This is a genomic window from Flagellimonas sp. MMG031, assembly GCF_040112705.1.
Lineage (GTDB): Bacteria > Bacteroidota > Bacteroidia > Flavobacteriales > Flavobacteriaceae > Flagellimonas.
This window is the reverse complement of the sequence record NZ_CP157804.1, coordinates 3,625,931-3,646,930: the sequence shown is the minus strand read 5'-3', so window position 1 is coordinate 3,646,930 and position 21,000 is coordinate 3,625,931. Positions and strand designations below refer to the sequence as shown.

At 42.6% G+C, this 21,000-nt stretch carries 19 protein-coding genes; 7 read left to right on the top strand and 12 right to left on the bottom strand.

Annotated features, from left to right (window positions below; all coding sequences use genetic code 11):
- The first annotated feature begins 269 nt into the window (after nucleotides 1-269).
- The 3 genes from eno (at nucleotide 270) to ABNE31_RS16560 (ending at nucleotide 4,626) form a co-directional block, all read left to right on the top strand.
- Nucleotides 270-1,562: a phosphopyruvate hydratase gene (eno, locus tag ABNE31_RS16570; protein ID WP_306014505.1), complete on the top strand. Its 1,293-nt coding sequence runs from the start codon at nucleotides 270-272 to the stop codon at nucleotides 1,560-1,562.
- Nucleotides 1,563-1,681: 119 nt separating this feature from the next.
- Entirely contained in the window at nucleotides 1,682-3,220 is a 1,539-nt protein-coding gene (locus ABNE31_RS16565) for a glycogen/starch synthase (protein WP_293290644.1), read from the top strand.
- Nucleotides 3,221-3,342: 122 nt separating this feature from the next.
- Nucleotides 3,343-4,626: a citrate synthase gene (locus ABNE31_RS16560; RefSeq protein WP_179384464.1), complete on the top strand. Its 1,284-nt coding sequence runs from the start codon at nucleotides 3,343-3,345 to the stop codon at nucleotides 4,624-4,626.
- Nucleotides 4,627-4,681: 55 nt separating this feature from the next.
- On the opposite strand, the gene ABNE31_RS16555 is transcribed toward ABNE31_RS16560, so the two are convergent.
- Nucleotides 4,682-5,149 (bottom strand): hypothetical protein, encoded by a 468-nt coding sequence (locus ABNE31_RS16555; protein WP_179384463.1) that lies wholly within the window; start codon nucleotides 5,147-5,149, stop codon nucleotides 4,682-4,684.
- A gap of 283 nt (nucleotides 5,150-5,432) precedes the next feature.
- On the opposite strand from ABNE31_RS16555, the gene ABNE31_RS16550 reads away from it, so the two are divergent.
- The gene (locus ABNE31_RS16550) at nucleotides 5,433-6,347 is read left to right on the top strand and encodes an arginine deiminase family protein (protein WP_349353058.1); all 915 of its coding nucleotides are present in this window, start codon (nucleotides 5,433-5,435) and stop codon (nucleotides 6,345-6,347) included.
- A gap of 106 nt (nucleotides 6,348-6,453) precedes the next feature.
- Entirely contained in the window at nucleotides 6,454-7,335 is an 882-nt protein-coding gene (locus tag ABNE31_RS16545; protein WP_293290656.1) for an arginine deiminase-related protein, read from the top strand.
- A gap of 356 nt (nucleotides 7,336-7,691) precedes the next feature.
- Here the strand turns inward: ABNE31_RS16545 and ABNE31_RS16540 are convergent, their stop codons facing one another.
- From ABNE31_RS16540 to ABNE31_RS16510, 7 genes are all read right to left on the bottom strand, one after another.
- Complete coding sequence (locus tag ABNE31_RS16540) at nucleotides 7,692-7,901, bottom strand: hypothetical protein (protein ID WP_349351893.1); 210 nt, start codon at nucleotides 7,899-7,901, stop codon at nucleotides 7,692-7,694.
- 194 nt (nucleotides 7,902-8,095) lie between these two features.
- Nucleotides 8,096-8,659 carry a PIN domain-containing protein gene (locus ABNE31_RS16535; RefSeq protein ID WP_293290650.1) on the bottom strand — a complete coding sequence of 188 codons (564 nt, stop codon included), beginning with the start codon at nucleotides 8,657-8,659 and terminating at the stop codon, nucleotides 8,096-8,098.
- Nucleotides 8,649-9,104, bottom strand: coding sequence for a helix-turn-helix domain-containing protein (locus tag ABNE31_RS16530; protein ID WP_293290652.1), 456 nt, complete (start codon nucleotides 9,102-9,104; stop codon nucleotides 8,649-8,651). The genes ABNE31_RS16535 and ABNE31_RS16530 overlap by 11 nt, the downstream gene beginning before the upstream one ends.
- Nucleotides 9,105-9,280: 176 nt before the next feature.
- Nucleotides 9,281-10,786 carry a carboxypeptidase-like regulatory domain-containing protein gene (locus tag ABNE31_RS16525; protein ID WP_349351892.1) on the bottom strand — a complete coding sequence of 502 codons (1,506 nt, stop codon included), beginning with the start codon at nucleotides 10,784-10,786 and terminating at the stop codon, nucleotides 9,281-9,283.
- A gap of 301 nt (nucleotides 10,787-11,087) precedes the next feature.
- A complete protein-coding gene (locus ABNE31_RS16520) occupies nucleotides 11,088-12,509 on the bottom strand; it encodes an SDR family oxidoreductase (RefSeq protein ID WP_293287104.1) in 1,422 nt (473 codons plus the stop codon).
- Nucleotides 12,506-12,931, bottom strand: a complete 426-nt coding sequence (locus ABNE31_RS16515; RefSeq protein WP_127140058.1) for a hypothetical protein — start codon at nucleotides 12,929-12,931, stop codon at nucleotides 12,506-12,508. The genes ABNE31_RS16520 and ABNE31_RS16515 overlap by 4 nt, the downstream gene beginning before the upstream one ends.
- Before the next feature lie 2 nt (nucleotides 12,932-12,933).
- Entirely contained in the window at nucleotides 12,934-13,287 is a 354-nt protein-coding gene (locus tag ABNE31_RS16510) for a VOC family protein (protein ID WP_293287106.1), read from the bottom strand.
- A gap of 103 nt (nucleotides 13,288-13,390) precedes the next feature.
- Between ABNE31_RS16510 and argS the strand changes: the two genes are divergently transcribed.
- On the top strand, nucleotides 13,391-15,169 hold the full coding sequence (gene argS, locus ABNE31_RS16505) for an arginine--tRNA ligase (RefSeq protein WP_293287108.1): 1,779 nt from the start codon (nucleotides 13,391-13,393) through the stop codon (nucleotides 15,167-15,169).
- Nucleotides 15,170-15,227: 58 nt separating this feature from the next.
- On the opposite strand, the gene ABNE31_RS16500 is transcribed toward argS, so the two are convergent.
- On the bottom strand, nucleotides 15,228-15,956 hold the full coding sequence (locus tag ABNE31_RS16500; RefSeq protein WP_179384457.1) for a bacteriorhodopsin-like: 729 nt from the start codon (nucleotides 15,954-15,956) through the stop codon (nucleotides 15,228-15,230).
- Nucleotides 15,957-16,054: 98 nt separating this feature from the next.
- Between ABNE31_RS16500 and ABNE31_RS16495 the strand changes: the two genes are divergently transcribed.
- Entirely contained in the window at nucleotides 16,055-16,984 is a 930-nt protein-coding gene (locus ABNE31_RS16495; protein WP_349351891.1) for a Brp/Blh family beta-carotene 15,15'-dioxygenase, read from the top strand.
- Here ABNE31_RS16495 and ABNE31_RS16490 read toward each other — a convergent pair.
- The 3 genes from ABNE31_RS16490 to ABNE31_RS16480 form a co-directional block, all read right to left on the bottom strand.
- Nucleotides 16,940-19,510 (bottom strand): carboxypeptidase-like regulatory domain-containing protein, encoded by a 2,571-nt coding sequence (locus ABNE31_RS16490; protein WP_293287112.1) that lies wholly within the window; start codon nucleotides 19,508-19,510, stop codon nucleotides 16,940-16,942. The genes ABNE31_RS16495 and ABNE31_RS16490 overlap by 45 nt on opposite strands.
- The gene (locus tag ABNE31_RS16485) at nucleotides 19,488-20,399 is read right to left on the bottom strand and encodes a FecR family protein (RefSeq protein ID WP_293287114.1); all 912 of its coding nucleotides are present in this window, start codon (nucleotides 20,397-20,399) and stop codon (nucleotides 19,488-19,490) included. The genes ABNE31_RS16490 and ABNE31_RS16485 overlap by 23 nt, the downstream gene beginning before the upstream one ends.
- A gap of 76 nt (nucleotides 20,400-20,475) precedes the next feature.
- Nucleotides 20,476-20,976 carry a sigma-70 family RNA polymerase sigma factor gene (locus ABNE31_RS16480; RefSeq protein WP_293287116.1) on the bottom strand — a complete coding sequence of 167 codons (501 nt, stop codon included), beginning with the start codon at nucleotides 20,974-20,976 and terminating at the stop codon, nucleotides 20,476-20,478.
- Nucleotides 20,977-21,000: the final 24 nt, after the last annotated feature.

Genomic DNA, 21,000 nt, shown 5'->3' with positions numbered 1-21,000 from the left:
TAATTTGTGATTGGAATTGTTACAGGCCATTTTTTGATGCAGTTTGAGGCACAATTTTTAAGCATAGCCGTGGTTACGGTTCAAAAATGTAACAAAAAAATGCGCAAAAAAGGTCGTAAGAAAACAATTGACAAATTTCTTAACAAGCTCTAAAACGTTATAGTTTTGTTTTTAAGCAATTAAGTGCGTTTTGTGAGCCATATCTTGAAGTAAAAAACGCGACCTTTTGTATCTTAGCCCAATAATCACAACTAAAACATTGATTTAAAATGAGCATCATTATCAACATTCATGCAAGACAGATATTGGATTCCAGGGGAAATCCAACCGTAGAAGTAGATGTAACAACCGAAAATGGAATAGTGGGAAGGGCCGCGGTACCTTCTGGAGCCTCTACTGGAGAGCATGAAGCCGTTGAGTTACGTGATGGTGGCGCTTCCTTTATGGGTAAAGGTGTTGGCAAAGCAGTCAACAACGTCAATACAATCATAGCCGAAGAATTGATCGGAACATCGGTATTTGAGCAAAACTATATCGATCAGACCATGATCGAGTTGGATGGTACGCCAAACAAATCAAAATTGGGGGCCAATGCCATTTTGGGCGTTTCCTTGGCCGTGGCCAAAGCCGCCGCCAATGAGTTGGGTATGCCTTTGTATAGATATGTGGGCGGCGTAAGTGCCAATACACTTCCCGTTCCCATGATGAACATTATCAATGGTGGCTCCCACTCGGATGCACCCATTGCGTTCCAAGAATTTATGGTGATGCCAGTAAAGGCAAAAGATTTCAGCCATGCCATGCAAATGGGGACCGAAATCTTCCATAACCTCAAAAAAGTATTGCACGACCGTGGTTTGAGCACTGCAGTAGGAGATGAAGGTGGTTTTGCACCAACCTTGGAAGGTGGTACCGAGGATGCCTTGGATACCATTGCCAAAGCAGTGGAGAAAGCTGGCTATAAATTAGGGGATGATGTAATGATTGCATTGGATTGTGCCTCTGCAGAATTTTATGTGGACGGCGCTTATGATTATACCAAATTCGAAGGCAGTAAAGGAGTGGTAAGGACCTCGGCCGAACAAGCCCAATATCTTGCCGAGCTATGTGAAAAATATCCGATCATTTCCATTGAAGATGGAATGGACGAAAATGATTGGGAAGGATGGAAAATGTTGACCGATAAAATCGGTGATAAAGTTCAGTTGGTAGGGGATGACTTGTTCGTGACCAATGTAGAGCGTTTGTCCCGTGGAATCGAAAACGGTATTGCAAATTCCATTTTGATCAAAGTAAACCAAATTGGAACGTTGACCGAAACCATCGCCGCTGTGAACATGGCGAAGAATGCAGGTTATACCTCTGTAATGTCGCACCGATCTGGAGAAACTGAGGACAACACTATCGCCGATTTGGCCGTAGCATTGAACACTGGACAGATAAAAACCGGTTCCGCTTCAAGGAGCGACCGTATGGCCAAGTACAACCAATTGCTCAGAATTGAGGAAGAGTTGGGAGATATTGCCTACTACCCTCAGGAAAAAGCTTTTAAGGTGAAATAAGCATAACGATTATTTAGCATATAAAAAGCCTTTTCCATTTGGGAAAGGCTTTTTTTTGTTTCAATAACAAACTTTGGTTAAATTAAGGGTTCACTAATCTACGATTCAAATTCTCCCGCATGAATAACTTTCTTTTTGTCGCCGCCGAAAACGATGCTTTGGACAACTGCAAAGCAGGTGGCATGGGCGACGTGGTTCGCGATGTACCGAGGCAAATCTCTGAACGGGGCGATAAGGTACACGTTGTAGTACCAGCCTACTCCCGATTGCATCATGGGGGATTGCCCAGGACCACGTTGAATTTTACCTTACGTGGTTTGACCTACACCGCCGAACTGTACGAGGTGAAGCCCAAAAAGGAATTCCCCAATATATTTCATTACGTATTGCATCATCCAGAGATCGAGGCAGGTGATATCGCGCACATCTATCATAACGACCCGGAAGAGCCATTCTATACGGACGCCATCAAATACTTTATATTTTGTACTGCCGTGGCTGAAGCTATCAAACAGGGCGCTTTTGGAGAAGTGGATATTGTTCACTTGCACGATTGGCATGCAAGCTTATTGTTGTTTTTGAGGGAATATCATCCAGAATATACCAATTTAAAGGACATCAGGATTGTGTATAGCATCCACAACCTCGCCATTCAGGGTATCCGTCCGTTCGATGGTAACTATTCCTCCGTAAGGAATTGGTTCCCCAATGTGCCTTTGGACTATCAAAAGTTGATGGACCACAGGTATCAGGATTGTATCAACCTTATGGCCGTGGGCATCCGCTTTGCCGATGCCGTTCACACCGTATCGCCATCATACAAAGAGGATGTTCTGAAACCGAGTTCCCCGCCAGAGTTTATCGGGGGAGAGGCCTTGGAAAAGGATTTACAGAAAGCGGACGAGGAAGGCCGTTTGTTCGGTATTTTAAATGGCTGCAACTACAAGAACATCAATAAGGAAAAGAAAGGCAATATTTATCGGAACACGGTAAAGGCACTTTTTATGTGGTTGCAGGAAGAGTCCAAAAAGTACAAAGCGGATTTCTTGGCCCATACTGGTGAAAAGATTATGGCCTTTGTGGACGAACGCCCCAAATTTATTGCTTCCAGTGTTGCACGATTGACGGAGCAGAAGTTTTACTTTTTTATGCGATCGCCAGAGGCCTTTGTGGAAATTTTGAAGCGACTCGAAAAAGTGGATGGCATATTTATGTTATTGGGTACGGGCGCACCGGAGTATGAGGAGCTCTTCAGGAAACTGAGCTACGAGCATAAGAATTTTATCTTTACCAATGGCCAATCCGAAAAATTGATCGATTCGATGTATTTGGAATCCGATCTTTACTTTATGCCCAGCTTGTTTGAGCCCTGTGGCATTAGTCAAATGTTGGCCATGAGAAATGGAAACCCTTGTTTGGTACACCATACGGGAGGATTAAAGGATACCGTGGAGCACATGAAAACAGGTTTTAGTTTTGATGGTGACACGTATGATGAGAAAATTACCAACATGCTGGAGACCTTCGACGTGGCCTTGGATGTTTTTGCCAACGATAAGCCAACTTGGAAAAAAATACAGGCCGCAGCACGAAGAAAAAGGTTTACTTGGCAGAAGTCCGTGGACGAATATTACAAGTTGCTCTACCAACTGGATTAGCAATTGGCGAACCACTTCTTTTTGAGTGTTAAGAAGAACACAAATACCTATCGGGAATTGTTAATGGTCGTGCTTTTTCGTAATTTTAACATTCTATTTTTACTAATCTATTAAAATATAAAATGTCGGATAAAGCTATACTCGAATATGGGGGAAAAAGGTATGAATTCCCCGTTATTAAAGGTACTGAAGATGAATTGGCCATAGATATCAAAACCTTGAGGGCCGAAACAGGAATGGTGACGATTGATCCCGGTTATAAGAACACGGGTTCTTGCGAAAGTGCCATTACCTTTCTGAACGGAGAGAAGGGAGTTTTGAGGTATCGCGGATATTCCATTGAAGACTTAGCGGAAAAGGCCGACTTTTTGGAAGTAGCATATCTTTTGATATTTGGGGAACTGCCAAATAAGGAGCAGCTCGAAAAATTCCATAGTGACATCAAGGAGGAGTCCCAAGTGGACGAAGAAATGAAAAAGATATTGGATGGCTTTCCAAAATCGGCGCATCCTATGGGCGTACTTTCTTCCTTGACCAGTGCTTTGGTAGCCTTCAACCCATCCTCTGTGGATGTGTCTTCAGAATCTGCCATGTACAATTCCATTGTACGCATTCTGGCCAAATTTCCAGTATTGGTGGCTTGGACAATGCGTAAGAAAAAGGGACTTCCATTGGATTATGGGGATGATAACCTTGGGTACGTGGAGAATATCCACAAGATGATGTTCAAAAGACCAAATCAAGAATACAAACGCGACCCGATTGCCATCAATGCATTGGATAAATTGCTGATTCTTCATGCAGACCACGAACAAAACTGTTCTACTTCCACAGTGCGAATCGTAGGTTCTTCGCATGCAGGACTTTTTGCATCCCTTTCAGCGGGTATCTCTGCACTTTGGGGGCCACTTCATGGTGGAGCGAACCAAGCAGTGCTTGAAATGTTGGAAGCCATTGAAGCAGATGGTGGCGACACCAAAAAATATATGGCCAAGGCCAAGGATAAGGATGATCCATTCCGTTTGATGGGCTTTGGACACCGGGTATACAAGAACTTTGACCCAAGGGCCAAGATCATTAAAAGGTCCGCAGACGAAGTGTTGGGCAATCTAGGTATCCAAGATCCGATTTTGGACATCGCCAAAGGATTGGAAAAAGAAGCATTGGAAGACAGCTATTTTGTAGATAGAAAGTTATATCCCAACGTGGATTTCTACTCTGGAATCATTTATCGTGCCTTGGGAATTCCCACAGAAATGTTCACCGTAATGTTCGCTTTGGGAAGACTGCCAGGTTGGATCGCACAATGGAGGGAAATGCGCTTGCGCAAGGAACCCATTGGAAGACCAAGACAGGTCTACATTGGGGAGAACCTTAGAAGTTTTGTTCCATTGGAAAAAAGGTAAGACTTGGGACGAATAAAATGAAAAGGGGCAGTTTGCCCCTTTTTTTGGCTCAAACTTATAGCTTGCCTATCATATTTTGGTTGAGGTGCTTGTCTCTTTCCAAGCACATGCGCATAATTTCATAATGGTAGTGTTTCTGGATAGGTGAAACATCTTCATCCATAACCGCACTTTTGGCATTTTGGAAAGTTTTATGGATAAAATCATGGGCATCCACCGTGCTCAGGTTTTTAAGGGTGGAATCCAAGGAGGCCCCATATTTTTTAGCGGATTGACTTACCTTCTTGTAATCCCATGCCACATGTTGATCGGTCAATTGATGCGTGTACAGGCCAAAACCCTCTGGAAGGTCTTCTTCTGTAATGCAATCATCATATTTTACGGAGTAAACCGATTCGATGGGAGCTTTTGGGCCAGTTTTGGAGATAAAATTAAAATGCTCCATATTTGAAATGGCATTAATGCTGCCCATTACAATAAACACACTCGCCAACAAAACAAATGTAAGTACTAATTTTTTCATAAGTAGGAAAAATCTTATTTCAAAAGTAGTAATTAAAAGATATCATCAAACTGATATTTGTCAGTTTTTTGATAAACAAGCGTATTTTAACTATTTGGATAACACGAATTTCCCTTAAGATTACATTCCCTTGTTTTACGTTTAAAAAGGTTAATAAATCAATGTATTTTCTGTAATGTAGCAATGGTAAAATTGTTGTAAAACACTAGATTTGCCACAGAATTGTTAGGGATATCATCCCAAATCGCAAATGTCGATAGTTTCGACTTTAAAAGACCCCAATATGTTGGATTTGAACATAGTAGATGAAACCAGTAGATTAAAGGCCGTAATCTTGGGCACAGCTGAGAGCAATGGCCCCGTGCCCACTATTGAGGAAGCTTACGACCCTAAATCCATTGAGCACATCAAGGCAGGTACCTACCCAAAAGAGGCCGATATGATCAAGGAAATGGATGCCTTTGCAAACGTATTCCAAAAGTATGGGGTAAAGGTGTACCGTCCAGAGGTGCTACAAGACTGCAATCAGATATTTACCCGTGATATTGCCTTTGTTATCGAGGATAAATTGTTACATGCCAATATTTTGCCTGATAGGGAAAGGGAATTCGAGGCCATTCATGAGGTTTTGGATATGATAGCACCGGAGAAAATCGTACGTCCCCCCGAGGAGGTTCATATTGAAGGTGGCGATGTTATGCCATGGAACGACCATATTTTTATCGGGACATACACTCAACCTGATTACGCCAGCTATATTACAGCCCGGACCAATCAAGCAGCGGTAGAGTTTATCCGTGAAATGTTTCCGCACAAAACGGTAAAATCCTTTGAGCTTCGTAAATCCAATACCGACCCCAGGGAAAATGCACTCCATCTGGACTGTTGTTTTCAACCTGTGGGTACCAACAAGGCCATTCTTCATAAAAATGGTTTCTTGGTAGAGGAAGAATATCAGTATTTGGTCGATTACTTCGGTCCTGAAAACATTTTTGAAATCGATAAGGAAGAAATGTATCAAATGTTCAGCAATGTGTTTTCCATTTCACCCGAAGTGGTAGTATCCGAAAAAAGCTTTACAAGGCTTAACAACTGGCTCCGTGACCAAGGATTTACCGTAGAGGAAATACCCTATGCCGAAATTGCCAAACAAGAAGGCTTGCTGCGTTGCAGTACTATGCCATTGATCAGAGCATAAATCTTAACCCAATTTTCTGCTGCCACAGGAATCATCAAAAAAAGTCAACGTCTTGAAAAAACAGATTACCAATACCATTTTAATGGTACGCCCCGTGAATTTTAGAATGAACGAGCAGACTGCCGTAAATAACTATTTTCAGGAGGATCCCCATTTAAAGAATGCCGAAATCAACAAAAAGGCACAGGATGAATTCGACCAATTTGTAAAGGTTCTTCGGGAGCATGGTGTACATGTGATTACCATTAGCGACAATTTGGAGCGGGATACCCCTGATTCCATTTTCCCGAACAACTGGGTGTCGTTTCATCAAAACGGGACCGTATGCGTGTACCCTATGTTTGCAGAGAACCGAAGGAAGGAGCGTCGGGAGGACATATTTGAATTGCTGGAGGACAACGGTTTCCAAATCGATAATATTATGGACTACACGGCCGCCGAAGACGAAGGTGTATTCTTGGAAGGCACCGGAAGCATTTTAATGGACCGGGTGCACCAAAAGGCCTACTGTGCCCTTTCCGAACGTGCCAATGAGGACCTTTTTATCGAGTTCTGCGAGGATTTTGATTGCTTTCCTGTCATCTTTCACGCCAACCAAACTGTGGAGGATAAGCGTTTGCCCATTTACCACACCAATGTGATGATGGCCATGGCGGAAACCTTTGCGATAATCTGTTTGGATTCCATCGATGACAAAAAGGAACGAAAGAATGTGGTGGATCACCTCAAAATGGACGGTAAGGAAGTCATTAGGATTACGGAGGATCAAATGTGCCACTTTGCGGGCAATATGTTGCAGGTAATCGGTGCCAACGACCAACGTTTTATGGTGATGAGCACCCAAGCGTACAACAGTTTATCGGATGCGCAGATCAAAACCATTGAAAAGCATTGCGGCATTATCCACAGTCCTTTGGATACTATCGAAACCTGTGGAGGTGGTAGTGCTCGATGTATGATGGCGGAGGTGTTTTTGCCTAAGGCGTAAGTTAAGTCATGCTGAACTTGTTTCAGTATCCCATTACTTTATACGCCTTGGCTACCGCAGGCAGGAATTGCATAAATTTCCCGAGATACTTTTTGGTCATTTCGAACGGATGTGAGAAATCTGAGAATTAATGAGATTTCTCAATCGATGCTGTGCATCTCATTTCGAAATGACGTTCAATCACCCTGAAACCCTGCGTGTGAAGGTTTTTTAGCTGTCAGGTAGAGTTTTCCAAATAGAGTTTGGAATGTATCGAGACCTTTGCCTGTTTTCAAAAATCGATTCTCGATACAGCTCGCCATGGCTCGCCACTCGAATTGACGATTTTTGGCGAATTTAATCTCAACTATCTAGTTTCATTTAGTAAGCTCAATTGATCCTTGGTTCCTTAATCTAATCGAAATGGATCGCATGGCTTCAGCTACATCCTGTATCTCCCTTCTGGAGAATGTATCCACTTCTAAAAAGAACAACATAAACATCCCCAGCTCCAAAATTTGGGATAGCTGTTCTGGACTACCGTAATTATCTATAATCCAATCACTAAAAGTTTCATCTTTGTCCATATCAGGACAAAGAAAGGTGTTTTGAGGAAGTGGGTGCATGTCATATTTGACAACAATAGGGGTAACAGGTATAAGTTTAAGGGAGAATTATCAAAACCAATATCATTTCCTTTATTTTATCAACCAAGCCTTGAATATTCCTTTAGCGGAAATCTGCGGTTTGGAAACCAATAGTGTATAAAAAACAATCAGAATTAGAGTTGGGAATGCAGAAAATTGGCGGTATCGGTTAAGCCTTGTTTTCTGAGCATATCGAGTACCTGATACTCATCCAAATCTGGATTTCTGCGGTAGAGGACCATTTCTTGAAATGCTTTTATGGCCTCTTCGGGATTGAGGTCAATAATATCTGTTAAGAAATCGTCTGCAGTTTTGGCTGTTAACCCAAAAGAAGAAAGATAGTCTTTAGGGAAATCCTTTATATTGTTCGTTACTATAATATTTGCATTGGTTTTGATCGCCGCAGCCAAAACATGGCAATCTTTTGGATCGGGTAAATTTAAGCCAGGAATCAATCCGGAGTAATTGTTGACCAATGCATCCGGAAAAGCCAAATTTGCCTTTTCCACTCTTTTCTTTGCTTCGTTTGGTGAGACCCCTTTACGCTCCATCACTCTTGCCCATTCATCAAAAATGTGTTCGCTCCACTTTGGGGTGTATAGGTCATAGTGGGCGAACCAAAAAAGTAAGTCACGAATTTCGATTGGATAAATCACATTCGTGTCCAATACACAGATGAAACGTACGCTATGAATCATACAATCCTGTTTCTTCGTCAGATTTCATAATGTCGATAATGTGTTTTTTCTGGGCCGCTTTCATTTTCCTTTTATATTTTAACACATCTTCGAACTTGACCCTTCGATGTTTACCGATTTTAACAAACTCTATTTCTCCGCTTTCCAATAACTTGACAAAGTGAGGTCTGGAACAACCTAATATCTCAGCGGCTTTTTGAGTGGTTACCTCGGTTGCAATAGGTACTAGGGAAAATGGTTTTCCTTTACTCATTGCCTCAAGAATATCACCCAATAGCTTTAATGCGCTCAAAGGAATCTTAATACGATCCTGGGTTTCCTCAATCTCAATTTCGGGATTGTTAGATTTTAGTTGCTTGATTATCGATGCCAAAGCATCATAGGATTTGAGTGCAACTTTTTGCTCATCCTTTGAGGGTTTATTGATGTTTTGAAAGGTTTCCATGACGCTTTATAGTTTTCTACTCTACAAAACAAACGAAATAAACGAAATAAACGTAATTAAAAAATGTTAAAGTTGATTAAAATGTATTGAACCGGACACAAATAAGGCCTTTAACCAGGTTTAACAGGTGTAAACTCATTTTAATTACCTTAAAGATAATTGGATGGATAGGGTTTCTACTCTTCCTCCGCCGTAAACCCACGTATGGCTTGGTTGGGCTCCATAATGGTATAGCCTTCCCAAAACTTGGGATCGTAGCGGGGCATATAGGTGGCACGAACGGTCTTGTCCTCGGTAAAGTTGTTAAAGTCGTTTTGGGCAATCTCGTTTTGGTTGAACACCACCAATTCCCACTTGGAAGTGATGTTCATCCGAAAGTCAATGTTCAGTTTGAGTTCGTTCTGTTTGCGGCGCCCCTTTACGTGCTTGTTTTTTTCTACGACTTTTAGGGGCCGGTCCACACCAAAATATTTACCATCGGCCAATTCCATAAACTGGAGATCGTACCGGCCATTGGGCAATTTGGCAAAGCGCATGGTTCCCTTGTACACGTTTTCCCGATAGGTAATACCCAACAATCTAAAGTTGCGCAGGCGTTGGGTATTTGTAAAATCCATTCGAATCACGGCAAAATCCTCAATGTTGATGAAGAGGCGACCTTTAAAATCGGCACTGCTCCGTCTGGGCCAAAAATCCACCACGTAAACCCCTGCATCGCCCATTTCGGCATAACCGGAAAGTTTAAAATCGTAACGTCGAGTCTTGTCCACAAGGTCCAATTTGGTGTCCTCTTGGAAATAGAGTTGCCCTAGAAGCTCCTTGAACTGCCAGCGTTGACTATCCACGAGCCCCGAAACACTGTCTTTTTCCATTTGGGCCTTTACCTTTTTCATTTGGTCGATGCGTTCATCGTCCATGGTATCCAAAATGGAATCCACTTGGATTTTTTCACTAAAAATGCCCGACTTTATTTTGAGATAGGACCCCTGTTTTACGTTTTGAACAAAGATGTCCTCCATGTGTTCGGCCAGATCCTCGAAAGAGCCTACCTCTCGTTTATCGTACAAATCGGCGGCTTTGATGATGTCAACTTTGTAGTCCGTATTGTGTTTGTAGAGGTCGCCAAAACTCTCGGTATAGTGCGAAGCATTTTTGGGTATGCTGTGCGATATGCTATCCATCAATTCCTTGTTCAGCTCTTTTATGGAAGATTTTTCAAACCCAAAATCGACTTTCTCCATGTTGGCCAATTCAGCCTTGCGAAGAAAAAATCGCTGTTTTACGGGAGTTTTGTTTACATTTTTAGGGATGTTTTCAATCATCTTTTCAATGATATCATCCACTTCCAGTTCCTTGTCAAAAACATAAACCCCGCTAAGCTCAATGGCTTTGGGGTCAAGCTGAAGCAAAGTGTCCTGCAACTTTTCCAAGGTGAATCCCTTTTTGCCGTATCCCATGGAAGTGATGTAAATGGAATCGAGCGTAGCTTCTTCCAAAACAAAACTAAAACGGCCTTCCTCGTTGGTGATTACACCGAGTTGCTCACCATATTGCACCGTAGCGTAGGGAATTCCTTTTTGGGTCTTGGCATCGATCAAACGGGAACTTATGGTCTGTGCGGAAAGCGGGACACCTAGCAATACAACTATACATCTGATGAAAAATGACTTTGAAATTGACATGTTTGCTCTTTGGGTTTCAATGATAAGACACCTTTTTGGGGGCAAAAGGTTGCCTACGGTTAGACGAACTTGGACCAATTTTGTGACAAAGTGCGAAGAAAAAAGCATTTCCCGATTGGGCTTAATAGTATTTTAACAGCATTGGAGTCGGGAGTTAGAGGGCCATTGTCATTTCGAACGTTCGTCAGCGACAAGTAGGCAGGCGAGAAATCTCATGCCAAGAAATGATGACCAACAAATGAAAACATCTTGACTGCGCTCGATGTGACAGCTGTTGACATATTCAATAAAAAAAGAAATCTTACACTTTTGCAATATTCTTGATCATGTTCCCGAAAATAAAGAGGTGGAACGGCAATACGGAATACCAGTACAATCTGCCCCATAACCCTCTAGGACGAAAGGTGGCGGTTTGATACAGCTTGCCATCGGCAATCTTGAACTCCAACCAAGCTTCTCCAGGCGTTTTCATTTCGGCGAAAAGTAGCAACCGTTTTGATTTTTTATCGGCCAATAACACCCGCCAAAAATCCAATGCGTCACCGGGGAAAATTCGGTCTGGATGGGTGCGTCCCCTTCTCAGTCCGGGACCGCCCACCAATTTGTCCAAAAACCCACGGAACTTCCAGAGCCAGTTGCCATAATACCAACCCGTTTCCCCGCCAATGCGCCAAATGTTTTCCAAAACGGCCTGCTCATCCTTGATGGGAACCGACTTCTTGTCTTGCAAGACCCCATATTTGGGTACTTGGATATATTTTTCGAGGTCTTCCTGAATCTGTCCGCTGGCAATGCTATCCTTCCAACTGCTAATGACAAGGTTTTGCTCTATTTTTTTGAAGGCCATATCAATGGCTTCTTCGTAACTGTGGGTTTCCAGGCCCAGCATTTGCTGCAAACGATTATCCTCGGCAACGACTTCCATCTTCATGCTATCCACAAGGTTAACGGCCAATTTGTAGGAGGTAGAGGTCACAAAATACAGCCAATAGGACGATAACTTCGGGGTCATTACGGGAACGGTAAAAATCCAATTTTTAAAGCCCCGAACTTTGGCATATCCGTGAAGCATATCTTTATATGTAATCACATCTGGCCCACCAATATCAAAGGATTGCCCGTAAGTATCCTGATTGCCCAAAACGCCTGTGAGAAATTGTATAACATCCCGAATGGCAATCGGTTGTGTTTTGGTGAGCACCCATTTGGGGGTTATCATTACTGGTAGTTTTTCGCAGAGATCACGGATAATCTCGAAGGATGAACTCCCTGACCCAACTATGATGCCTGCTCGAAGCACGGTCAATTCAAAATCACCTTTATAGAGAATCTCCTCGACGTTTTTACGCGAGCTCAAGTGCTTCGAAAGTTCTTTGTCGTTGACAATGCCGCTCAGGTAAATCACCTGTTTGCATTGCGTACCTTCCAATAAGGTATTGAAGTTTTTCGCCGCTTGGGCCTCTTTTTTATCAAAATCTGATACGGAGGAGGTCATGGAATGTATCAGATAGTAGGCGGCATCAATGTTCTTTGGGATGTTTTGGTTTGCCGGGTCTTCCAAAAAATCAATTTCAACAACCTCTATTTGGGAACGCACCTTGGCATCTACCGAAAGCCGTTTTTCATCGCGTACGGCACAAATGACCTCGTGCCCCATATCCAAAAGCTTGGGCAATAGCCGCATTCCGATATAGCCATTGGCCCCGGTCAACAATATTCTCATAAATCTTCGATATTGGTGGGTAGGTTGTCCGCTCGGTAGTCCAGTAGTTTTTTAAAGAATTTTTGAACGGCTTTGGTATCAGACCGCACTTTGATGAAGTATTGGTCCATGTAAATAGAGTAAATGGCCATGTCGCCTTTATATACGTTCAATTTGTAATAGGGGATGATGAGCCCGTAGGTTTCCAAGCGCGATCGAAACCGCACAATGATGCCATTGGGACGTAGCTCAACGTTGCAAGAGTTGGTATTGCTGTCCAAAATGAGCAGATTGTAGATATCCAGACTTGCTTCGGTAATGAACAATTTTGGGGAACCGATACCGCCCATGGCAAAGCGCTCCCTTATAGGAATGGGCTTGCCAACGGCTTCGTCTATTTTTTTGGTGATTTTCTTATCGTTGTAGGATACGTTCAATAGCATATTTAAAGATTTTGACCGAACCTGATCAGGTTACCGTCGTTGTCTAGCACCGAAAACTCGCGTACGCCCCAAGGTTTGTCCTCCAATGGTCCGTTGGGATGGATTACTTCGGCTTCTTGCAGTTCTTTGTAAAGCGAATCAACATTCCTAACGTAGATGTAACAACTGGTATTTTCGGGAAAGATTTTGTCGTCACATTTCCAAAAATGGATTTCTACTTGATCACGACCTATCACGGCATAGTTTTCATCCACCCAGCCTGATTTGTCGAACCCCATTTTTTCCTTGTAAAAAGCAACGGTTTTTGGAATGTCCAACGAAGCCAAAACCGGAGCTGCTCGATGCAAATGTTCCATAGCATGTTTTTTTAAAAATACAATTTTTAAATAGGCAACGCCAATCCAAATAGCATGAAAAGCCCAAAAAATACGTAGTTTTGCGCCCTGAAAAGCCTATGAGATGAGTTTGCAGAACGATTTGACCCAAAAAGTGATCGAGGCGGTAAAACAACTATATCAAGTTGAGCTGCCCACGGTGGAATTTCAACCAACCCGAAAGGATTTTGAGGGGGATATTACAGTGGTGGTGTTTCCTATGTTACGGCACGTAAAAGGTAATCCGGTTCAAATTGGGACCGAAATCGGGAAATATTTGGAAGCCAATGTGGATGAAGTGTCCAAATGCAATGTGGTGCAGGGCTTTTTGAACATTGTAATCGAGGATAGCTACTATCTTGATTTTTTCAATTCAATTTCCAACGAAACAGATTTTGGCTACGTAAAATCACAATCTGATGATGCGGTGATGGTGGAATATTCGTCACCCAACACCAATAAACCATTGCACTTAGGGCATATCCGAAACAATTTATTGGGCTATTCGGTAGCCGAAATATTAAAGGCCTCGGGTAAGAAAGTATACAAGACCCAGATCATCAACGATCGAGGCATCCATATCTGCAAGAGTATGTTGGCCTGGCAGAAGTTTGGCGATGGCGAAACACCGGAATCTTCGGGTCTTAAGGGCGACCATTTGGTGGGAAAATATTATGTGGCTTTTGATAAGGCCTACAAAGAGGAAATAGCTCAACTTGTCGATGCTGGGACACCAAAGGAGCAGGCCGAAAAAGAAGCCCCCATTTTGTTGGAGGCACAGGAAATGCTCCGAAAATGGGAAGCGGGCGATGAGAGCGTAGTTTCCCTTTGGAAAAAAATGAACGGTTGGGTGTACGATGGTTTTGCCACTACCTACAAAAATTTGGGTGTTGATTTTGATACGCTCTATTACGAAAGCGATACCTATTTATTGGGTCGTGATGTGGTAAAAGATGGCCTGGAACGAGGTGTTTTCTTTAAAAAGGAGGATGGCAGTGTTTGGATAGACCTCACCGATGAAGGTTTGGACGAGAAAATTGTACTACGTTCCGATGGTACCGCAGTGTACATGACACAGGATATTGGTACCGCGATTCAGCGGGTGACCGATTTCCCTGACATCAATGGTATGGTGTACACCGTGGGCAATGAGCAAGATTACCATTTTAAGGTGTTGTTCCTAATCTTAAAAAAGCTAGGGTATTCGTGGGCGGAGCAATTGTACCACTTGAGTTATGGTATGGTAGATTTGCCCAGCGGTAAGATGAAGAGTAGGGAAGGTACCGTAGTGGATGCGGACGACCTCATAAAAAATATGGAGGATACTGCGGAATCCATTTCCCAAGAACTGGGCAAGTTGGACGGATATTCCGAAACGGAGAAAAAAGAGTTATACCGAACCATAGGTTTGGGTGCCCTTAAATACTACATCTTAAAGGTGGATCCCAAAAAACGGATTCTTTTCAACCCTGAAGAATCGGTGGATTTCCAAGGGAATACCGGCCCGTTTATTCAGTATACATACGCCAGAATTCAATCTATTTTGCGCAAAGCAGAAGGTGTCGGGTCGAGCGCGGTCGAGACCTCAATGGACTTGCACGAAAAGGAAAAGGAACTATTGAAACAGCTGCAATTGTTCCCTGAAACGGTGCAGCTGGCCGCTGAAAATTTTAGTCCAGCTTTGATTGCCAATTTCACGTATGATTTGGTGAAAGAGTTCAACTCGTTTTACCAGCAGGTTTCCATTTTGGGCGAAACGGACGAGCAGAAGAAGAATTTCCGGGTTCAGCTCTCCAAAAAAGTAGGGGAGGTGATTCAATCCGCGTTCCGATTATTGGGGATTGACGTTCCCGAAAGAATGTAAAAAAATGGCCATGTTTTGCATGGCCATTTCTTCTAAGTTTAAGTAAAATGATATCGGATTAAGCCTTTTCGTTGGCAATCACCGCCAAATTATAAACTACAAGACCAAACCCAATTTTGTTAATGGCATCTCCGATGTTGTAGATAACATCCATGGATAGTCCATTGAAAATCCCATCGTACCATCCTGGAGTACCTGCCATGTAACCAATCGGATAAATGGCCCAACCTACCAATACGAACCAGCACAGTGTTCTGTGGGCGGAAAGTACGGCTCCACCAGCTTCTCTTGCCAATTTGTTGGCGCCTCCCAGCCAAATTTCATAAACGATTACAAAGTAAGCGATACCGGAAATAAGACCCCAAATCTGTGCTTGGTCACGGTAAACGGTCTCTCCTAGGTAACCTGTAACCAGCATGATTACCGAAAGAGCGATCAATTTCCACATCAATGCTTTTTTGGCTCCGGCTACTTTTAGGATCAAATAAAACTCAACGCACATTAGGGGAACTGTCAGAATCCAGTCCACATAACGGAAAAAGGTGGGCGATTCACCATTGGCTGCCCAATAATCACGCATGTACCAATAGTGCACTGCAGCAATGAACGTAATCAATCCGGATACTAAAATGGAAGTTCTCCATTTACGGTCAAAACTGTTCATTGATAAAAAGAAAAAGGCCGACGCGGCCATCATGGCCATACACCCAACAAAGAAGGTGAAGCCAACGTAATCGTTGGTAGCAATTTTAGCCACCATGGGTAACGAAGTAATTAAACTTTCCATAATACAATTATTTTTTTGTTTAACTAAAAGTATAAAAAATTAAACAATATATTTATATTTTTGTATAACTTTTTTTATGAATAATTAAACAAAGAGTATTGGATATTATCAGAATAACAAGTTTTTTGCTGGTAGCTACCTTTTTTGGATTATGGCTATCGGTATATTTACCCTTGGAATTGGAGCTGCTGTTGTCCTTTTTGCTTATTGGCACCTTTGGGATATTGCATGGTGCAAATGACATTGGTATACTGACCAGCTATTTTCAAAAAAGAGGGGCCAATATCCCACAAACGGGCATGACCATGCTTTATATTATAATGATAGCATCCATCTGCGCCGTATTTTATTTTTTCCCCACCATTGCCCTAATGCTCTTTATCCTGTTTAGCAGCTATCATTTTGGGGAACAGCATTGGAATACCACCTTGGCCGGAGACTTTAAAGGTAAGCCGTTGTTTTATCTACTTTATGGTGGCCTGATTTTATTTATGCTGTTCCATGCGCACCGCGAACAAGTGGCCCAGATAGTATTGGATATTACCGGACAGGATGTTCCCTCGCGGGTAATTGGTCAACTATTTCTCGGAATGGGGATAGGGGTTGGCTTGTTTTTCCTGTATTTCGCCTATGCCAGGTTAAGGACCTATTCCATTTTGCTGGAGCTGTTCCTATTGGCAGTTTTTTATGTTGTTTTCAATACCGCTTCGTTGTTGCTGGCCTTTTGCATCTATTTTGTGGTTTGGCACAGTATTCCCTCTTTAATGGATCAGATGAAGTTTCTTTATGGGGAAGTGAGCTGGAAATCGTTCTACCGTTATTTCAAGAGCAGCTACCTCTATTGGTTGGCTTCTTTGCTAGGAACTTTAATCTTATACCTTTTATTAAGGAACACTGAGGAAATTTTGGTCCCTGGTTTGATTTGCTTTTTGGCCTCGATTACGGTTCCCCATGTGTTGGTGATGACGAAAATTGAGGAGTACCTAAAAGCTCACCCTGAAACTGATGTTGGGAGTAATACCCAATGAAAAATTTTCAATGGTTTCGATTTCATCGTCCTCATTCACCCGATAATACTTGTTCAGGGTATTTCTTCGGTCCGTAAAATTTAAGATTGATAAGCCTGCATTGGCCTTGATGTTCCTAGCAAGCTGAAAATGGTAAATGGCTGAGGCATCCGCCCTAAAATAGTCTGGCAAACGGCTATTGTTCGGGGACTGGAAATTGATGCGGGGCGGCACAAAGTCATCATTTAGGCCTTCATCCCCCTCAACGGGTTCCGTAAAGGGTTTACCGGTCCTATAATTGAGTCCAATACTTAACTTCAAATCCTTATAGGTATAGGTGCTGGCAAGGGTTATGGTGTGTCGAATATCCAAATTGTTGGGGAAGGTTGTAGGTGTTATGGAATCGAAAGTGTAATCGTTTTTATTGTAGGCATAGGTGAACCATGTACTGTAATTGTCGCCTTTTTTGTTGATGAGCAATTCAACCCCTTTTACATCATAGCTGCCGATTTCCCCAGCAAATTGATTTGGATTTTGGAAACCTTGGGTGCTTGTGCTGATGCCGTCCACATGTTTGTAAAACCCTTCAACGCCGATATAAAGGTTATTTTTTTCGTAATTAAACCCAACTGAGCCCTGCTTACTGGTGGTAACGGGCAAAGAATTGTCGTTGGACAGTATCCACCTGCGTTTTTCAATTCCTAAAAAGTTTTGCTCCAAATCAATGATCTGGTTAGTGGTCTGGCTTTTGAATTCACCCAAAACCTCTGCTCTAAGATAGTTGGCCAGTTTAAAATTGAGGTTGAGTCTGGGTTCGATAATCACTTTTTGAAAGGTGTTCAAGTTCTCGATAAAGTTGACCCTGGCCCCGAGACCACCTATAAACTTGTTGCCCGGTGAACTGTAGTTGAGTTCCGAATAGGGAGCGTGGGTTCGTATGACTCCTTTTATTTCGCTGATAAAATTAGGCTCGTTGATAACCGTGGCATTGGTAATTCCCGTTTCGATATATTGGTAACCATTGCTCCAGTTCCATCCATCGGTGATAAGATATCTGGTGTCCAGTTTTAGTGCGTTTTCCGTTACTTGGTTGTTCTGGAACAATTGCTGTACTTGATTGGCAAAAATGTTCTCCGCATCCAGATCATACTTGGAATAGTAGATATTGAGATGGGAGGAAAATCTTTCGGTCCAGCTACTTGTCAATTGCCCACCCACCGAAATGTTATCCTGTTTCAACAGACTGATGTTCGTTTCGTTGAGGGACACATTGGTTTCTTCAAACCTTAAGTTGTTTTTGATTTGGATGGCACTGAGGCTAACTTTATGGTCTGGATTCAGGTCGTAAATAATCTTTCCTGAAAAATCATAAAAGAAAAAATCTTCGTCACGGATAAACTCATCCTCTACGGTGTTGTTGTTCTGCAAGGTAATCTCACTATCCTGAAAGGCCCTATTGATAAATTGCTTGTAGGTTGGAGTACTCAAAAAATCGGTAGCCGAGCGTCTTGCGGCGAACTGTACCCCCAATTTTTGGGTTATTGGGATTTCGACATAAATATCACCACTTATCAAGTTGAAGCCACCTCCACCTTTAAAGGTTTGGGGCACGGTATTGCCGGTTTCCATTTGGATCACACTGCTTACCCCATCCCCAAAAATGGCAGGGGTTCCGTTTTTGTAAACGGTCACCATATCCGTTTGATATGGATTGAAGGCTGAAATCAACCCGAAAAAATGACCGGATTGGTACATTTTGATGCCGTTCCACAGTACGAGGTTCTGGTCGTTGGTTCCTCCGCGGACATTGATGTCGGATACGGTCTCATCAATACTTTTGATCCCTGGCAACGCTTGTACGGTTTGAAGGATGTCCGGTTCTATCAAGCCGGGCAAGATACCAAACTCCGCCGTGTTCAGTGAGATGCTCGCATCACTCTCCTTTATAATTCCAGAGGTAAGATACTTGTACACAAATACCTCGTCTAACTCTTCGTAACGCGGTGCCAATAGGATTTTAGGGCATCCCCCTTGCTGGATGAGCGCTTCAACATTGATGTATTTGGTATCATAGCCCAAGTATCGAATCCTTAGGGAAGCATCGCGGGATACGTTTTCCAAACGGAATGAGCCATCGGAATCGGTAACAATGGCGACATTGAAGCCCATCACCTCCACCGTGGCACCTATGACGGTATTTTCAGCAAAATTATCCAGTACCACACCACAAAGATTGACCCGATTATTTTTGGAAAGGGCGTAGTAACGATCATTCAATTTTTCGGGGATGATCCGGAATTTATCCTGAATATATGTTAGAATATCAGTAAGGGAACTGAGGTTTTCGGGAATCTGGATGGTATAGCCTTCCAAATCTTCGTTCAAGTAGGAAAATTTAATATCAAAACGGTCCTCCAAGGTTTGAATGTACGAAATAAGGGAAACGGAGGGTTCTTGTTTTTCCTGGGCCTGCAAGCAAATGTCGCCCATTAAAAACAGGAAAACCAGTATGGTGCCTATATTTTTATTGAGGTGTGTTCCCAGCATAAAAAAGTACATTGTCTCCTTCTACCTTATAACGAGTTTGGGAGGGGGTACTTATACTTTTTAACGCCATATTCAGGTCGGTGTTGTTGAAAGATCCGGTAAATAGTAAATCGGTATTGATGTTTTCCGTGTTGACCTTCACATCAAATTGCCTTTCCAACTCGGCAAATACATATTTCAGGGGAATACTTTCAAAGCTACTTTCGTTGTTCATCCAAGAAGGTTGGGTTCCTTCGGGAGTTCCTGTAACTTGCTTTCCATTGATGACCACATAGGAGTTACCAGCAGGCAACTTTATTTCTTTGCCATTGTGGGTAACACTTACCAAGCCCTCATAACAGGTCACCTCAAAGATTCCTTTCCTGTTTTCTACGTTGAATTGGGTTCCCAACACGGTTACGGTGCCCTGTTCCGTGGAAACTGTGAATTTTTTTCCTTTAGCCACCTTAAAAAAGGCTTCCCCATCCAATTTGATGTTTCTTTGATTATCCCAATTCTTTTCGCTGTAGGAAATACGCGAATCCGCATTCAAAAACAGTTCGGAATTGTCGGGAAGGATAACCTCGGAACGTTCGGCAAAACCAGTAGTGACCTTTTCGTTCAAGGAGTTGATATAAAAGTAGGAACCGGTAAGTAGTACAGCAATAACGGCAGCCACCCGGAGGAATTTCCTGAAGGGATTCAAGGAAATGACCTTGGGTGCCTCGGCCATGTGCTCTTCCTTAAATCGGAGCAAGGCTTGGTCCACATCAAAATCGGGAGCCTGCAAACCGCTGGAAGCTTCCTTCAGTTTTTGAAAGGAAGCATATGCTTCAGAAGCTTCAAATTCCCGAAGCTCCTGCTCTGAGAGCTCTCCGCTCAACCATTTTGCCAAATAATTTTCTTGCATGGGTCTTATGCTTTACGTTATGATAACAACTACCTATTAAAATACCCTACCTTACCACCTTAAAAATAATCACCTGCTAGATCCCGTCTATATGTTCCCGCAAACTTTTAAGGGCCAAATGCATTCTTTTTTCAATGGCTTTTACACTTACCCCTTCCATTTCGGCGATTTCCGCATATTTTTTTCCATCGATGCGGTTGAGCAAAAAAGTGGTACGCTGATTTTCTGGAAGGGCATGTAGTGCATCGTCCAATTTTTTCTGGTATTCCTTTTCCTCCATTAAAAATTCGGGCGACTCGTTGGTACGGTCCCTAACAAGGCTGTCCGCATGTTTGAGTCTTACCTTTTCCGCTTTGATTACATTTAGGTATAGATTGTTGGCCACAGTGTAAACGAAGGATTTGGCTTTTTCCGGACTTACCTTGGCACAATTCTCCCATAACTTTACAAAGGCTTCTTGAACGGCATCATGGGCCTTTTCTTCGTTCCCAAATTTGTAAAATATATAATTAAAGACCGTTTTGGAATGGGCCTTGAACACTTCACTGAAAATATGGTCCTCGCAGACGTTGCTCATAGCGGGAAAATTGTTTGTTGGTCA

What these genes read in the sequence shown, in the direction of transcription:
- eno (WP_306014505.1), top strand. Translation starts at nt 270, where the DNA reads ATGAGCATCATTATCAACATTCATGCAAGACAGATATTGGATTCCAGG.
- ABNE31_RS16565 (WP_293290644.1), top strand. Translation starts at nt 1,682, where the DNA reads ATGAATAACTTTCTTTTTGTCGCCGCCGAAAACGATGCTTTGGACAAC.
- ABNE31_RS16560 (WP_179384464.1), top strand. Translation starts at nt 3,343, where the DNA reads ATGTCGGATAAAGCTATACTCGAATATGGGGGAAAAAGGTATGAATTC.
- ABNE31_RS16555 (WP_179384463.1), bottom strand. Translation starts at nt 5,149, where the DNA reads ATGAAAAAATTAGTACTTACATTTGTTTTGTTGGCGAGTGTGTTTATT.
- ABNE31_RS16550 (WP_349353058.1), top strand. Translation starts at nt 5,433, where the DNA reads ATGTTGGATTTGAACATAGTAGATGAAACCAGTAGATTAAAGGCCGTA.
- ABNE31_RS16545 (WP_293290656.1), top strand. Translation starts at nt 6,454, where the DNA reads ATGAACGAGCAGACTGCCGTAAATAACTATTTTCAGGAGGATCCCCAT.
- ABNE31_RS16540 (WP_349351893.1), bottom strand. Translation starts at nt 7,901, where the DNA reads ATGGACAAAGATGAAACTTTTAGTGATTGGATTATAGATAATTACGGT.
- ABNE31_RS16535 (WP_293290650.1), bottom strand. Translation starts at nt 8,659, where the DNA reads ATGATTCATAGCGTACGTTTCATCTGTGTATTGGACACGAATGTGATT.
- ABNE31_RS16530 (WP_293290652.1), bottom strand. Translation starts at nt 9,104, where the DNA reads ATGGAAACCTTTCAAAACATCAATAAACCCTCAAAGGATGAGCAAAAA.
- ABNE31_RS16525 (WP_349351892.1), bottom strand. Translation starts at nt 10,786, where the DNA reads ATGTCAATTTCAAAGTCATTTTTCATCAGATGTATAGTTGTATTGCTA.
- ABNE31_RS16520 (WP_293287104.1), bottom strand. Translation starts at nt 12,509, where the DNA reads ATGAGAATATTGTTGACCGGGGCCAATGGCTATATCGGAATGCGGCTA.
- ABNE31_RS16515 (WP_127140058.1), bottom strand. Translation starts at nt 12,931, where the DNA reads ATGCTATTGAACGTATCCTACAACGATAAGAAAATCACCAAAAAAATA.
- ABNE31_RS16510 (WP_293287106.1), bottom strand. Translation starts at nt 13,287, where the DNA reads ATGGAACATTTGCATCGAGCAGCTCCGGTTTTGGCTTCGTTGGACATT.
- argS (WP_293287108.1), top strand. Translation starts at nt 13,391, where the DNA reads ATGAGTTTGCAGAACGATTTGACCCAAAAAGTGATCGAGGCGGTAAAA.
- ABNE31_RS16500 (WP_179384457.1), bottom strand. Translation starts at nt 15,956, where the DNA reads ATGGAAAGTTTAATTACTTCGTTACCCATGGTGGCTAAAATTGCTACC.
- ABNE31_RS16490 (WP_293287112.1), bottom strand. Translation starts at nt 19,510, where the DNA reads ATGCTGGGAACACACCTCAATAAAAATATAGGCACCATACTGGTTTTC.
- ABNE31_RS16485 (WP_293287114.1), bottom strand. Translation starts at nt 20,399, where the DNA reads ATGCAAGAAAATTATTTGGCAAAATGGTTGAGCGGAGAGCTCTCAGAG.
- ABNE31_RS16480 (WP_293287116.1), bottom strand. Translation starts at nt 20,976, where the DNA reads ATGAGCAACGTCTGCGAGGACCATATTTTCAGTGAAGTGTTCAAGGCC.